This is a genomic window from Pseudomonas sp. JL23 (assembly GCF_056933585.1).
Genome location: NZ_CM167795.1, coordinates 2,204,081 through 2,217,993 on the forward strand (window position 1 = coordinate 2,204,081; position 13,913 = coordinate 2,217,993).

12 protein-coding genes are annotated in these 13,913 nt (G+C 60.2%); 2 read left to right on the forward strand and 10 right to left on the reverse strand.

The window, feature by feature from the left end; translation table 11 throughout:
• The 6 genes from AC1Z24_RS10380 to AC1Z24_RS10405 form a co-directional block, all read right to left on the reverse strand.
• The gene (locus tag AC1Z24_RS10380) at positions 1–1,281 is read right to left on the reverse strand and encodes a beta-galactosidase (protein WP_483746590.1); all 1,281 of its coding nucleotides are present in this window, start codon (positions 1,279–1,281) and stop codon (positions 1–3) included.
• A gap of 176 nt (positions 1,282–1,457) precedes the next feature.
• Positions 1,458–2,639 carry a glycosyltransferase gene (locus AC1Z24_RS10385; RefSeq protein ID WP_483745565.1) on the reverse strand — a complete coding sequence of 394 codons (1,182 nt, stop codon included), beginning with the start codon at positions 2,637–2,639 and terminating at the stop codon, positions 1,458–1,460.
• Between the two features lies 1 nt (position 2,640).
• Entirely contained in the window at positions 2,641–4,632 is a 1,992-nt protein-coding gene (locus AC1Z24_RS10390; RefSeq protein ID WP_483745566.1) for a GumC family protein, read from the reverse strand.
• 15 nt (positions 4,633–4,647) lie between these two features.
• On the reverse strand, positions 4,648–5,454 hold the full coding sequence (locus tag AC1Z24_RS10395) for a polysaccharide biosynthesis/export family protein (RefSeq protein WP_483745567.1): 807 nt from the start codon (positions 5,452–5,454) through the stop codon (positions 4,648–4,650).
• Positions 5,455–5,585: 131 nt separating this feature from the next.
• Positions 5,586–7,040, reverse strand: coding sequence for a mannose-1-phosphate guanylyltransferase/mannose-6-phosphate isomerase (locus tag AC1Z24_RS10400; RefSeq protein WP_483745568.1), 1,455 nt, complete (start codon positions 7,038–7,040; stop codon positions 5,586–5,588).
• Positions 7,040–8,479 carry an undecaprenyl-phosphate glucose phosphotransferase gene (locus tag AC1Z24_RS10405; RefSeq protein WP_483745569.1) on the reverse strand — a complete coding sequence of 480 codons (1,440 nt, stop codon included), beginning with the start codon at positions 8,477–8,479 and terminating at the stop codon, positions 7,040–7,042. The genes AC1Z24_RS10400 and AC1Z24_RS10405 overlap by 1 nt, the downstream gene beginning before the upstream one ends.
• A gap of 432 nt (positions 8,480–8,911) precedes the next feature.
• On the opposite strand from AC1Z24_RS10405, the gene yegS reads away from it, so the two are divergent.
• A complete protein-coding gene (gene yegS / locus AC1Z24_RS10410) occupies positions 8,912–9,826 on the forward strand; it encodes a lipid kinase YegS (RefSeq protein WP_483745570.1) in 915 nt (304 codons plus the stop codon).
• A 113-nt stretch (positions 9,827–9,939) separates the two neighbouring features.
• On the opposite strand, the gene AC1Z24_RS10415 is transcribed toward yegS, so the two are convergent.
• The 4 genes from AC1Z24_RS10415 to AC1Z24_RS10430 form a co-directional block, all read right to left on the reverse strand.
• Complete coding sequence (locus AC1Z24_RS10415) at positions 9,940–10,599, reverse strand: response regulator (RefSeq protein ID WP_483745571.1); 660 nt, start codon at positions 10,597–10,599, stop codon at positions 9,940–9,942.
• Positions 10,596–11,489, reverse strand: coding sequence for a sensor histidine kinase (locus AC1Z24_RS10420; RefSeq protein WP_483746591.1), 894 nt, complete (start codon positions 11,487–11,489; stop codon positions 10,596–10,598). Before AC1Z24_RS10420 ends, AC1Z24_RS10415 begins: the two co-directional genes overlap by 4 nt.
• 418 nt (positions 11,490–11,907) lie before the next feature.
• The gene (locus AC1Z24_RS10425) at positions 11,908–12,372 is read right to left on the reverse strand and encodes a hypothetical protein (protein WP_483745572.1); all 465 of its coding nucleotides are present in this window, start codon (positions 12,370–12,372) and stop codon (positions 11,908–11,910) included.
• Positions 12,366–12,641 (reverse strand): hypothetical protein, encoded by a 276-nt coding sequence (locus AC1Z24_RS10430; RefSeq protein WP_483745573.1) that lies wholly within the window; start codon positions 12,639–12,641, stop codon positions 12,366–12,368. The genes AC1Z24_RS10425 and AC1Z24_RS10430 overlap by 7 nt, the downstream gene beginning before the upstream one ends.
• 277 nt (positions 12,642–12,918) lie before the next feature.
• Here AC1Z24_RS10430 and AC1Z24_RS10435 point away from each other — a divergent pair, with 277 nt between their 5' ends.
• Positions 12,919–13,848 (forward strand): chemotaxis protein CheV, encoded by a 930-nt coding sequence (locus AC1Z24_RS10435; protein ID WP_413305030.1) that lies wholly within the window; start codon positions 12,919–12,921, stop codon positions 13,846–13,848.
• Positions 13,849–13,913: the final 65 nt, after the last annotated feature.

Here is a 13,913-nt window from a genome sequence, read left to right on the forward strand (position 1 = left end):
TCAGGGCCTCCACTCAAGAATTTGCAGGCTGGGTTTGAGCACCACGGTGATGCCCTGTGTCGCGGCCAGAGGGGTATGGGTGCCGCGCAACGGGTCGTGTACCGTCCCGGCCTTGATCCGCGGGAAGTTCAGGGTGGTGCCGTTGGCGCTCCACAGCATCAGCAGCTTGCTGCCGTCGGGCTTGAGCCAGGGGATGGCGTAGAGGTCATCGGGCAGGTTGCTGACGCCCGGCGGGTCATCGGGGATCAGGTTCGGGCCGGTGACGTCGAGGAAGTTTTTCAGCGCGGTATAGACCGGTTTGGGGTTGGCCGCCAGATCCAACAGGCCGTAACCCTGGTCCCGGGCGCTGGCGCGGGTGTCGAGGTCACTCAAGTTGAACAGGAAGATGCGTTGGAAATCCATGGTGGCCATCAGCGCCAGGCGGCGCAGGGTGAAGTCGGCCTGACCATTGACGCCAATGATCGCCTGCATTTCCTTGGGCCCCGCATAGCTGGACCAGCCCCACTCGGTGGCCCATACCTGTTGCACGCCATTGTTGTGCAGCAGTTCGTTCATGGCCCCGGCGAGGACCAGGAAGTCGCGGTCCGGTGGCGAATCGCCTTCGGGGAATTCCGAATAAGGGTGGTAGGCGGCAACAATGTTCTGCGAACCGAGCCCGCCATCGACCAGGGTTTGCAGCATGTAGCCCGGCGTGCTGTGCATCTGGCTGTAGTAGGCCATGCCGGCGGTAACGATGGTGGTTTCCGGCACTGCGGTGCGCAGGGCGGCGGCGCTGGTGGTGAGCAGGCGGCCGTAGGCGGCGGGGTTTTCCTTGGGCAGCCAGACGATATTCGGCTCGTTCCATACCTGCCAGTTGCCGACCTGCTGATAACGCTTGGCCAGGGCGACCATGCGCGAGGCGAAGACGTTGTAGTCCTTGGGTGGATACTGGTCGCGGCTGGCCGCCTTGGCCGGGGCGCTGCTGGCAAAGGGCGCCGAGCCGACCAGATAGGCCAGGGTGTGGTAATTGTGTTTGGCGGCCTCGGCCATGGCGGCGTCGAGATCGGTGAGGTCGTATTGCCCCTCTTTGGGTTCGATGATCGGCCAGTGAATGGTTTGGCGTACCCAGGTCAATCCGAGCTTGTCGAGCTGCTCCATTTGCAGGCGATAGATGTCCGCCGGGAAATACTGGAACTGCACGTTGACCCCGAGAAAGTCTTTCCAGGCGATAGGGCGCGGGCCCTTGAGCACGGTTTCGGCACCGGCGCTGCTGATACCCAGGAACAGCAGGGCGACGGCCATCAGGCCTTTTCGCCAAGTCTGGGCCACAGCACTGGTGGGACCGGCTTTAGCCGGGAAGACGTCGTTGGCTTCACCGGTGCTTTCCCGGCTGAAGCCGGTCCCACAGGAATCGCGTTGCAATTCATCTTGTGCCACAGGGCCGCAATGGTTCAGCAGGAGATCGCGATATCCTTCCATCAGTTATCCCCCTCACAGGCCAATTCGAACAACTGCCGAAAACGCTCCGCCGTGCGGCTCCACACCCGTTCTTTTGCCAGGCTGGCGGCGCGGTCGGCCCAGGTGCAGGCCAGTTCCGGGTTGGCAAACAGCGTGTTCAGGGCCTGGGACAGCGCAGTGATATCGCCCTGGGGAAAGATCATGCCGTTGCCATGGGCGACTTCTTCGGCGAAGGAGCGGGCGTCTGAGGTGATCGCCCCGCGCCCGCAGGCCACCGCCCAGGACAGCGCGCCACTGGTGCCACGCAGCTTGCCCAGCAGCTTGAGTTTGCTCGACTCGCGGTACGGCAGCACCATCACATGGTGGGCCTGGATGGTCGGTGCAATCTGTTCGGCGGGCAGGTCGAGCTGCCAGTCGATCGAGCCGCTCAGGCCCAATTGGCCGATGCGCTGGCGCAGTTCATCGAGGTAGCTGCCGGAAGGTCCGAAGGCCATTTCCGGTTCGCTGCCACCGGCCAGGGTCAGGCGCACCCGCTCGCGCAGGGCAGGCTGCTGGCTGATGCAGTTGGCCAGGGCGTCGAGCAAATCTTCAATACCTTTGCCGCGGTAGATAAAGCCGAAATACAGCAGGCGCAGGGGCTCCAGCGGTGGCAGGGGCAGGGGGGCGATGTCGAGATTGCCATGGGGGATCACCGCCATCTGCGCCTGGGCCAGGCCCATGCGTTCACGCAATGCGGCGCTGCCGGCGTGGGTCAGGGTGACCAGGCGGGTCATGCCTCGGGCCACCTGACGTTCTTCGTGCAGGCACAACGGGTCACTGAGCACCGTGGCGACCTGAGGCAGCGGTGATGGCAGCTTGCTCGCCATGGACAGCGGCCAGGGCAGGCTGGCGCGACGCCAGACCAGCCGTTCCGGATCGTGCACCGTGGCCGTCAGCGGCAAGTGAGCAAAGCGCTGGCGCAACGCGCGCAGGGCATGGAACTCAGCCAGGCGCCCACCACCGAGTTCGGCGTGGACCAGGTCGATGCCTTGCCAGTGGATCTGCGCCACATGGCGTTCGGCTTCTTGCGGATCATTGCCGATCCCGGCCAGGGGCGTGCTGATCTGCACGCCGAGCTTCTGCAGGGCTTGTTTGAGATGCCCGGCATAGTCGGCGATGCCGTTCTGTTCCGGTGGCAGCGGAGCGAGCAGGGCAATGTGCATATCACCCCCGGCGGAAACGGTTGAAGTAGTTGAGAACGCGCTCCGGCACTTCGAAGCGACGGCGGTTGAGAACGATGCCGTCAACGCGCTTGAACGCGGTATTGAGAGTGTTCAGGGCGATTTCCAGGGCCGGTACCGTGGTTTTTTCTGCGCGGATGACCAGGATGATCACGTCGGCTTCACGCAGCAGGACGAAGGCCTCCTGATTGCTGAAGAAGCTTGCCGCGTCGATCAGCAGGATCTCGCCGGGGGTTGCCGGGCCAGGGCCTTCAGTGCGGACCTGGTGGCCGTGGTCTTCGAACAGCGTGCGCATGTGTTCGATGACAAAGCTCACGCCATCGCCGTGGTTCAGCGAGGTCATGCCCACCGCCAGGCCGCGTTCGGCCACCTGGCCCAGGGGCAGGATGCCGTAGAGTCGGTAGAGGCTGGCGGTGAAGGAGCTGTTGCGTTCCGGTTGGCTGCCCTTGACGTCGGGCAGGGTGCTCCACACCGACACGCCGAAGCGGCTCTCGATCTTGTCGCCGTCATGGATACGCTGGTCGAGCAGGTAGAAGAAGTACATCGCCAGCAAGCCGATGGCCAGGCTCAAGGGGAACGCCAGCACCACCATCAGCATGCTTTTCGGGAAGACCCGGCTGGGGTTGAGGGTGGCCTCTTCGATAATGGCGATGTTGCTGATCTGGCTCTTGTCCAGTTCACGGTCGATGCGGGCTTTTTCCAGGCTGTCGGTATACAGCGCGTAGCTTTTTTCCGTGGCGCTGAGTTCGCTTTGCAGACGCGACAGCTCCGGCTCCAGGCTCAGGGCCAGTTGCCGGTCTTTCTCCAGTTGCGCCAGTTGCAGGTTCTGTTGTGTCAGTTGCGTCTGCAGGCGGGCGTAGCTGGTCTGTTGGTCGGCCAGCACGTTCTGCATACGGTTGTAGATTGGGTTGGGGGTGATGTTTTCCGTGCGTTGCACGGTGGCTTCTTCCTTGTTCAGCAGCGCCCTGAGGTTCTTGATTTCTTCGTTCAGGGCCAATACCGGCGGTGCCTGTTCCTTGAACGAGCGCAGCAGCTCCTGACGTTCGACTTCCTTGCCGTTGATGCGGTTTTGCAGGTCCTGACGGTTGGGGTTGAGGGCCAGTTCGCGACCGGCCGACACGGTTTTCGATTGTTTGCCCAGTTGTTGCTGGAGCATGTCCAGGCCGGCCTTGGTCGAGGCGATGGCACGGATGGTGTTGTTGCGTTCGGTGCGCAGATCGTTCAGGCCCTGGGAGGTGTCGGCCAGGCGCTGGCTGATGCTCACGGCGCCGAGTTGGTTCAGATAGCCCTGGATCTGCTGCTTGTGATCGACGATCTCGGCCTGACTGTCCTTGACCTCGGCTTCGTAGAAGGCATACAGGCTGACCCGGCCCAGCGTCTGGGTGCGCTGGATCTGATATTGCTCGACCCAGGTGCGCAGCACGGTCTGGGCGACGACCGGGTCATTCCAGACGAAGCGCAGTTCCATCACCGCCGATCCCGGATCGTGGTTGACCTTGAAGTTCCTCTCCAGATCTTCGGCCATGTGGTCTTCCGGCGAGCGTTTTTCCACCAGACCGATCAGTTGCAGGAAGCCTTGGCCGATGTCCAGCACGGAGCCGATGGTGTCCTTGATCAGGCGTTTGGTCGAGGCGAGAAAGCCCGTCTGTTGCGGCACCTGGGACAGCTCGGTGAGGTATTTTTCAGCCACCGTGCGCATGATCGGGCGCCCGGTGAGCATGCGTTCTTCGTCGAGGATCGGGTCGCGCTGGGCGCTCGGAATGACGATGGCCTGGCGGTCGGAGAACTCGATCGGCACGGTGCTGCTGTCACGGCCGGGCTTGACCAGCAGCAGCGCGGTGGACTCGTAGCGGCTGGGCAGGAGGAAGGCGCCAAGCAGAATGATGATGAAGGACACCAGTACCGTGGCCTTGATTTCATCCTTGAAGATAAAAAACAGGCGCAACAGGTCGCGGAATGAACGGATATTAATCATGTCTGGGTCCCTGACTTATTGGCCGCTGCTGCGCAAGTTGTAGTTCACACCGAAGCCCAGTGATTTGGCGAAGGGGATCAGTTGATTGAAATACAGGTCTACGCCTGCCGCCTTGTTGCCCACCGAGGACTTGGGCACGAACACCACATCGCCGCGTTGCAGCAGCACCGGCGCAGTGGGGCCGCCGGCCGTACCTGCCCAGAGCAGCTTGCTGTAATCGAAGAAGTAGGTCTTGTAGAGGCCGTTGTCTTCCTGACGCAGCAGGGCGACCAGGCTGGCGTCGGCATCCGGGGCGACACCACCGGCACCCATCAGCGCCTGTTCCAGGGTGGTGGCAACGGTGGAGGGCAGGGCCACCGGGTTGCGCACGGCGCCGCCGATAAACACCGTATTGCTCGGCGTCTGGGTGATATTGATGGTCAGGGCGGTTTCGCGATAGACGTCGTGCAGGCGACCCTCCAGGGCCTCGATCAGTTGCGGTACGGTCAGGCCCGCTGCAGGCACCGAACCGATATAGGGGTAGGAGAAGGTGCCGTCATTGAGCACCTGGAACAGGGTCAGCTCATAGATGGAGTTGGCGGTGAACGCCGAGATCGACGGCGCCTCGCCGGTGTTGCGCACGATCCGTAATGTGTCACCGGGGCGGATTCGCGTTGGAGGCAACGGTTTGCCCGCCAGGGCGCGACCGGCTTCCTGCCCGGCCTTGATCACTGCATCGTCCTCGGGCACGCCAATGCGCGCCGGGGTGTTGCAGGCACTGAGCATCAGCATTGCCAGTGTCAGCCCTACAGGCAACAGAGTGCCCCTTGCTCTGTCATGCATGATTACCACTCCCTGTCGGGTAAAACATCATGTCGGCAGTTACGTTGCAGCGTGTTGCGATAAAACGCCCGGATACGTGCCACTACGACAGGCCTCGGCCCGTCAGACCCGTACCCGGGCAGAAAACCCCGTCAGGCCTTGGCCGCCTCGGCAGGCACACGGCCGTAGATATCGGTAAAGCGCACGATGTCGTCCTCGCCCAGGTACTCGCCGCTCTGCACTTCGATCATCACCAGGTCGATCACCCCCGGATTGACCAGACGATGGGTATGGCCGGGTTTGATGAAGGTCGATTCGTTGGTGTCGAGCATGAATTCGCGCTCGCCATTGGTGACCTGAGCCATGCCGCTGACCACGATCCAGTGTTCGCTGCGATGGTGGTGCATTTGCAGTGACAGCGAGCCTTGCGGGCGCACGACAATGCGTTTGATCTTGAAGCGCTTGCCTTCCTCGAGCACGGTGTAGGTGCCCCAGGGCCGGGTTACGGTGCGGTGCAGGCGATAGGCATCGTGGTCCTGGCGCTTGAGTTCCTGGGCGATCAGCTTGACCTCCTGGCTGCGCTTGCCATCGGCGATCAGCAGCGCATCGGGGGTGTCGATGATGATCAGGTCGTCCAGGCCGATGGCGCCGACCAGGCGTTTGGAGTCGATGTAGCAATTGCTGACGTCGTACAACACGGTCTGGCCATTGCACTGGTTGCCATTGGCATCGGCCGGGACCAGTTCGCGCAGGGCCTGCCAGGAGCCGATATCGCTCCAGCCCAGTTGGCAGGGAATCACCGCGACCTTCTGCGAGCGTTCCATCAATGCGTAGTCAATGGAAATATCTTCGGCCAGGACAAAGGTGTCGCTGTCCAGCTCGATCTGCAGTTCGCGCTGGCCCTGTTTGGTCGCGCTATTGCTCAGGCAGGTGTCCACCGCCGCGAGCACGGCGGGCGCGTGTTCGGCCAGTTCGCGCAGCAGCACATCGGCGCGCATGCAGAACATCCCGGCATTCCACAGGTGCAGGCCGCCGTCCAGGTAGCTTTGCGCGGTGGCGGCGTCGGGTTTCTCAACGAAGCGAGCCACCTGATGGCCGTTATGGGCCAGCGCCAGGCCTTGTTCGATATAACCGAAGCCGGTCTCGGCCTTGGTCGGGCGGATGCCGAAGGTTACTAGCCAGCCTTGATCAGCCAGCGCGCGGGCGTCCTGTACGGCCTGGGTGAAGGCGGGCAGGTCGCTGATCAAGTGGTCGGCGGGCAGGATCAGCAGTTGCGCATCGTCGCCGTACAGCCGTGAGACGTGCAGGGCGGCTGCGGCAACCGCCGGCGCGGTATTGCGGCCGAAAGGCTCGAGGATAAAATCCAGCTGGCAGCGGCCTTTGTTCAGCGTGCGGTAATCGTCCATCGTGCGGAAATACACTTCACGATTGGTCACGGTCAGCAGGCGCTCGACGCCGGGCAGGCCGGTGGCGCGCAGGAAGGTTTTTTGCAGCAGGCTTTCGCCATCGGGAAGGCGCATGAACGGCTTGGGCATGGCTTCCCGCGAGACTGGCCAGAGTCGGGTGCCGGAGCCGCCAGCGATGATGCAGGGGATGAGAGTACTCATCAGTAGGCCTCGCGAGTGAAGAGCACTGCCGGAACAGTGCGCAGAAGGATGTAGATGTCGAACCAGACGGACCAGTTTTCGATGTACTCAAGATCGAACTCCACGCGCTTCTCGATCTTCTCCACGGTGTCTGTTTCACCACGATAGCCATTGATCTGCGCCAGGCCGGTAATGCCTGGCTTGACCCGATGGCGTGACGTGTACTCCTTCACCGCTTCCTCAAACAGAATCCCGGCCGCCTTGGTGGCGGTGGCGTGAGGGCGTGGGCCGACCATGGACATGCTGCCGGCGACCACGTTGAACAACTGGGGCAGTTCATCCAGGCTGGTCTTGCGGATAAAGCGGCCGACCCGGGTAACCCTGGCGTCGCCACGGGTGGTCTGTTTCTCCGCCGTCGCATCGGCCTGGTGCTGATGCATTGAGCGGAATTTGCACACCTGAATCAGGCGGTTGTTGTAACCGTAGCGTTTCTGCCGGAACAGCACGGGGCCGGGGGAGTCCAGCTTGATCGCCAAGGCCACCACCAACATGATAGGCGACAACAGCAACAGTGCCAGGGAGGAAAACACAATGTCCTCAGCGCGCTTGAAGAACGGTGACCAGCCGCTTAGAGGCACGTCCGAGGCATTGAACATCGGCAGCTTGGCGACTTCGGTGATGCGGTTGTGGGCATGGCGGAAGGCGATCATGTCCGGCACCAGCAGTACGTTGACCGGCAGTCGGCGCAGCTCGCGGATGATGTAGTCCATACGGTTTTCCGCAGTCCAGGGCAGGGCAACCAGTACCTGGGTGACTTTCTCCTCGCGGATCAACCGTTCCAGGTCGCTGGAGTTGCCCAGCATCGGCAGATTGGCCACGGTCTTGGGCAGGCGGCCGATGCGGTCATCAATGAAACCCGAGACGCCGGAACGGATGTCCTGATTTTCCAGCATGTATTCGGCCAGGCGCTGACCGTTTTCCGTGGCGCCGAGAATCACCGCGTTCTGCAGGAAAAAGCCCTTTTTCATCTGATGTTTGAAAATTGCCAGCATGCCGATGCGCTCGACGTAGAAAAGCCCCAGGCTGGCAATGAACCAGACCACCAGTTGGTCAGGGGTGATGTAGATGAACAGGTTCAGGGCCTGGTGCATGAACAGCAGCATGACGAAGGCCGCCGACCAGGCGATGAGGATCAGGCGCAGGCGCAGGGCGTTGCTGAATACGGCTTCGGAGTACAGCCCCAGAGCCTGGAACAGCAGGACGCAGACAAAGCCGAAAAATGTCAGGGTGAAGTAGTAGGTGTCCGGGGGCGTGGCCGTGTTGGCGTCATGCCAGAGTGCGAGAATCAGCAGGCCCGGGACCAGGGCTGTGATGCCGTGCATCAAGCGCACGCCGAAGAGGAAGTATTCGATCAGGCTGGTACGTGTGAGCAAAAGACTGTCAACAGGTTGCAACCGCATAATGCTCCCCCAATGCTTCGATCCATGAATGGCGCTGGGTGCCTGCTGCCAGATCCCAGACGCACGCATTAACAAGGTCAATAAAATGACTATTTTTACTATATTTTCAAATATAGACGGTATTTTGTCGTATCGAGTGTTCTTGCAGATTAATTTTTACGTGTGTTGTCAGAAAATTAATATTTGCGCCAAGGTGTTAATGACTTAGTGAGTAGGAGTTTTCCACTCAGTCAGCAGGAAAAGACACTCAAATGGGTGTCTGGCGTGAGTAAAGCTGATGGAACAGCATCTGTCACTTGGCTGAACGGATGATTTGGATCCCGTTTCTGTGATGGCCCAATGATTGCGGGGGTTACTTTTTGCGTCGCATGGCTTTTTTCATGGCGGCTGCGGTCCACATCGGATGCAACGGATTTTCCAGAGGGAGCGGTAATGAGCGAGCGCAGGGCAATTGTGATTCTTCACGGCAAACAATCCCTCAACGAAGAGGTGCGCGAGGCGGTCAACGCCAAGCGCCGTCAGGGCTGGGACATCGATGTGCGCCTGACCTGGGAGGGCGGTGACGCCCAGCGCCTGGTAGCTGAGGCCTTGGCGGCCGGGCATCGGCACATCATCGCCGGTGGCGGCGACGGCACCTTGCGTGACATTGCCGAGGCCATGGCCGGGTCCGAGGCGGCCATGGTTGCCATGCCGTTGGGCACGGCCAACGATTTTGCCCGTGCAGCCGGTCTCGGGCTGCTGCCCAAATCGGCGCTGGACCTGCTCGATGCGCCGGTACATAGCGTCGATCTGGGAGAAGTAGACGGTAATCTGTTTCTGAATATGGCTACCGGCGGGTTCGGTAGTCAGGTGACCGCCAATACCTCTGAAGATCTGAAGAAGGTGCTGGGGGGCGCGGCCTATCTGTTTACCGGTCTGTCACGTTTCAGCGAGTTGCGCGCTGTGCATGGTGAGCTGAGCGGCCCGGACTTTCACTGGAGCGGCGAATTATTGGCACTGGGTATCGGCAATGGCCGTCAAGCCGGTGGCGGGCATGTGCTGTGCCCTACGGCGCTGATCGATGATGGCCTGCTGGACGTCAGTATCCTGCCTGCGCCCAAGGAGCTGGTCGGCACCCTCAAGGGTCTGCTGGAAGGCGGCCTCGGGTTGGACAATATGTTCGTCCGGGCGCGATTGCCGTGGGTCGAGCTGAAGTCGGAGCAGGGGCTGGATATCAATCTCGACGGCGAGCCGCTGTCCGGTGAGCATTTGCGTTTTGAAGTGCGCAGAGAGGCGTTGCGCATGCATTTGCCGAATCATTCGCCGTTATTGAAGCGGCATGCGCAGCAACAACACATCGCACCCTGAATCGACGCGGGATTTGTGGGGCCGGCTTTAGCCGGGAAGGGGTTGCACAGGTGATGCATCTTCGTCGTTTGTGCTGACGTCTTCCCGGCTAAAGCCGGTCCCACAGAGCGGGGTCAATCATCCAGACTGATAATCTGTTCACGCACGCAGAACAACACCAACCCGGCGACGTCGTAGATCTGCAGGCGTTTCATGATCTGCGAGCGGTGGGTTTCCACAGTCTTGATGCTCAAGCCCAGGCCGCTGGCGATTTCCCGGGTAGATTTGCCGCGCACGATCAGGCGCAGGATTTCCAGCTGGCGACCGGTCAGGTTGTGGTTTTCGATGGCTTCGGGCTTGTTCGCCTGCACGCTGGTCAGGGCCTGATTGATCACCGTATGGGCGATGGCCGGGCTCAAGTAGCGCTCGCCGTTGCGCAGGGCTTCGAGGGCCTGTTCCAGCTCGGTGGCGGTGGCGTCCTTGAGCAGGTAGCCGTGGGCGCCCATCTCCAGGGCGCGCATGATCAGATCCGGCTCGGTGTGCATCGACAGGATCAGCACCTTGCTGCCAGGCAGTACGCCGCGGAGTTTCTCCAGGGCATCGAGACCATTGGTATCACGCATGGAGATGTCCAGCAGGATGATGTCCGGTTGCAGTGTCAGTGCCAGCTCCGAGAGCTGACTGCCGTCGGCCGCTTCGCCTATCACCGCGTAGCCGGGGATATCCGCTACCAGGGCGCGCACGCCGGCCCTGATCAGCGAATGGTCGTCGATCAATAGCAAATTGCAGGTCATGTTGGCTTCTTGTTCGTGTGGGCTCTTTCATGGGCGCGTGGTGCCCAGGGGAACAGCACGTTGATCTGCGTGCCACGGCCGGGCTCGCTGTGCACCGACCAGGTGCCACCCAGCAGCGCCACACGCTCGGCCATTCCGGCCATGCCGCGCTGGCCTTGCTGGCCGGGATCGGGCGCCGGATCGAAGCCCAGGCCATCGTCGGTCACCAGCAGGGTCAGGCCCTCGGGCAGGCGTTGCAGGCGTACCAGCAGGTTCTTGGCATGGGCGTGGCGCAGCATATTGGTCACTGCTTCCTGGGTGATGCGAAAGGCCGCAATCGACATCTCTTCGGGAATTCCCGCCAGCCGCTGATGGCATTCCAGGCTCCAGTGCACTTGGCTGTCGGCCAGGGTGCGTAGCAGATGGGCGCGCAGGCTGGCTTCAAGGCCCAGGCTGGCCAGCTGTCGCGGGTTGAGGATGGCCGACAGGTCGCGGACCTTTTCCAGGGTTTCGTCCAGGGTATTGGTAAGCTGAATGCTGTAGGTGCACAGCTCTTTGGGCAGGCGCCGTTGCAGCCAATCGCATTGCATCTTGGCGGCGGTGAGCATCTGGCCGATGTCGTCGTGCAGTTCGCGGCTGAGCCGGTGACGTTCGGTTTCCTGCACTTCGAGCATGCGGTCGGCCAGTTCCTGAGGCTGGAATTTGATCGAGTGGTCGGTGCGCAATTGGCTATGCAGGATGCTGGCAAGGGCGGCCAGGTTAAGCAGCAGCAGGCTCAATGGAAACTCTGAAGATGTCAGATAAAACGCGATATTGCCTGCAATAGAACCGATACACAGGACAGCTGTGAGCCAGCGGGAGTTTTTCGTACTGAGCGGCCAAAGCCTTGAATATCGGGTGCTGAAGTGCATAGCGGCTGGAGCCATCGGGTGGTCACTGCGGATAACCTGAATCAATCATTTCAGGTCAATGTCAGTCGCTGTGTCTTGGCACAGTTTCCGGAAAGCCGTGATCAATTCTCGGGTCGTGATATTACCTTAATGTTGCAATAATTCATCATATGATCGTATTAAATAAGACTATCAGTTAATCCGCCAAGCGTTATCGACAACTTATCTTGTCCGGCTGATCAGAAGTTTTGGTTCATCGGTATTGTTTTGAGTGGGCTGGAATCAGCCCGACTTATCGACATGTGTGCCGGCATTGGCGAGCAAGCTAATCATCAACTTGCCGTTTAATGTCGTGATTGACGTCGATACAGCGTTATAACTGGATGGATTGTCGTTTTTGGATACGCGCTGCGGGCATTGTTGCGCTATGACACTGCGCTCAGGCATGGGGCTGGCAGATCAGGCTGTCGGTTTGCGCCTGACTGGCCCTGGCCTGTGGGCTGTCGAGGCCGCACTGGAAAGCCAGGCGTTCAAGCAGTTCGCGTTGTTCGCTGTCATCCAGAGGCATCTGCCCGCTGCGTCGATCAATGAACTCGATCTGCCAGGCCAGCAGGGTGATGCAGCTTTTCAGGGTATGCAGGGGGTCGCCTTGCAGGACGATGCGAGGGCAGGCGGCGTCCAGTAGATCGTGCAGTTGCCGGGTAAATGCGGCGATGCGCTCGACGCAGGCGACGTCGGCTTTGACGGTCAGATTACGCAGTGATGCCAGAAGGCAATCGATTGCGTCGCGATCATCAGCGATGAGTTCCAGGTGTGCCAGGCACTCCTCAGAACGCAATAGCAGGGTCTCGGATTCGCTGAGAAATTCGCAGTGTTGCTGCTGCCATTCTTGCTCGTTCAGCATGCTTCATCTCCACACGTCATGGATGGCGACCGACTTGGCGGCGCGGCGAGTGGCTGGAAGTTAATGCGGATTTCAAAGGAAAGTCTGTAGGACGATTCCGATTGTTGCCAGCTAATGGCATTCTGCATTGCAGCACTATTGCTAAGTGATGGCGTAATGATATTGTTTGCGAGCGTTATGTGGTCTGCTTCGGCAAGCATGGCATCAGCGCCGCCCTGGCGAGGACGCTTGAAGGTGTTGCTCGATTGGCTGGCCGTGAACGCAAACAAAAGCCTGACTCCATTCATGCAATGAGAATGGCGTCACAATAATAGCTATTAGATATTGGGAATATCGGGTCAGCCCCGATTGCTGGTAAGGCGTACCCCTAGGGGCAGTAAGGCCCACGCTGTGAACGTGTAGGTCGGAAGACGGATGCCAGTAGAGCATGATGTTAATGTGACATCAATGGGCTAGCATGGCATTTTATAACAATTAAGGTCCGGCTGTTTTCAGCCGATAACAGGTTAGCGGACTCAACTGTATACCTCGCTTCAGGAGCTCTAAATGGCTGGCATTCTCGACTCGGTAGATCAACGCACACAGCTGGTGGGCGAGAATCGCCTGGAAATCCTCATGTTTCGCCTGGCCGGTCGACAGCTGTTCGCGATCAACGTGTTCAAGGTGCAGGAAGTCCTGCAACTGCCGAAACTGACCCTGATGCCCCAGCGTCATCCATTCGTTTGCGGTGTAGTCAACCTGCGCGGCCAGACCCTGCCGGTGATTGACCTGTCCCAGGCCATTGGTATGCGTCCTCTGGTGCCAGGTGAGAACAGCACCATTATCGTCACCGAGTACAACCGTTCGGTGCAGGCGTTCCTGGTCGGCGGCGTGGACCGCATCGTCAACATGAACTGGGAAGCGATTATGCCGCCGCCGACCAGCGCGGGTCGTCAGCACTATCTGACGGCCATCAGCAAGGTCGACGACCAGTTGGTGGAGATCATCGACGTCGAGAAGGTCCTGGCTGAAATCGTTCCTTACAATGCCAAGGTCTCCCGCGACAAGCTCGAAGACCCGGTGCTGGAACAGGCTCGCGGTCGGGAAATCCTCCTGGTCGACGATTCCAAGGTGGCTCTGTCCCAGCTCAAGGACACCCTGTCCCAGCTCGGCGTCAAGCTGCATACCGCCAGCGACGGTCTCAAGGCCCTGAATATGCTCAAGGCTTGGGCTGACAGCGGTGTGGTCATGACCGACAAGCTCCTGATGGTCTTCACCGACGCCGAAATGCCTGAGATGGATGGTTATCGCCTGACCACCGAGATCCGTGATGACCCGCGCCTGCGTGGCCTTTATGTGGTGCTGCATACGTCGCTGTCGGGCAGCTTCAACGAATCCATGGTGAAAAAAGTCGGTTGCGACAACTTCCTTTCCAAGTTCCAGCCCGACAAGTTGGTCGATGTCGTGCGCGAACGCATCATGCTCGACAACGCTTGAGTATCGGCCCGTCCTGTCATTAAGCTGCGACCTGGTTGTCGCAGCTTAAACTCTCAAGGATCAGG

Bases quoted from the DNA above. Each gene is read 5' to 3' on its own strand.
- AC1Z24_RS10380 (WP_483746590.1), bottom strand. From the start codon at position 1,281: ATGGCCGTCGCCCTGCTGTTCCTGGGTATCAGCAGCGCCGGTGCCGAA.
- AC1Z24_RS10435 (WP_413305030.1), top strand. From the start codon at position 12,919: ATGGCTGGCATTCTCGACTCGGTAGATCAACGCACACAGCTGGTGGGC.
- AC1Z24_RS10405 (WP_483745569.1), bottom strand. From the start codon at position 8,479: ATGCGGTTGCAACCTGTTGACAGTCTTTTGCTCACACGTACCAGCCTG.
- AC1Z24_RS10400 (WP_483745568.1), bottom strand. From the start codon at position 7,040: ATGAGTACTCTCATCCCCTGCATCATCGCTGGCGGCTCCGGCACCCGA.
- AC1Z24_RS10420 (WP_483746591.1), bottom strand. From the start codon at position 11,489: ATGCACTTCAGCACCCGATATTCAAGGCTTTGGCCGCTCAGTACGAAA.
- AC1Z24_RS10425 (WP_483745572.1), bottom strand. From the start codon at position 12,372: ATGCTGAACGAGCAAGAATGGCAGCAGCAACACTGCGAATTTCTCAGC.
- AC1Z24_RS10390 (WP_483745566.1), bottom strand. From the start codon at position 4,632: ATGATTAATATCCGTTCATTCCGCGACCTGTTGCGCCTGTTTTTTATC.
- AC1Z24_RS10395 (WP_483745567.1), bottom strand. From the start codon at position 5,454: ATGCATGACAGAGCAAGGGGCACTCTGTTGCCTGTAGGGCTGACACTG.
- AC1Z24_RS10385 (WP_483745565.1), bottom strand. From the start codon at position 2,639: ATGCACATTGCCCTGCTCGCTCCGCTGCCACCGGAACAGAACGGCATC.
- AC1Z24_RS10415 (WP_483745571.1), bottom strand. From the start codon at position 10,599: ATGACCTGCAATTTGCTATTGATCGACGACCATTCGCTGATCAGGGCC.
- yegS (WP_483745570.1), top strand. From the start codon at position 8,912: ATGAGCGAGCGCAGGGCAATTGTGATTCTTCACGGCAAACAATCCCTC.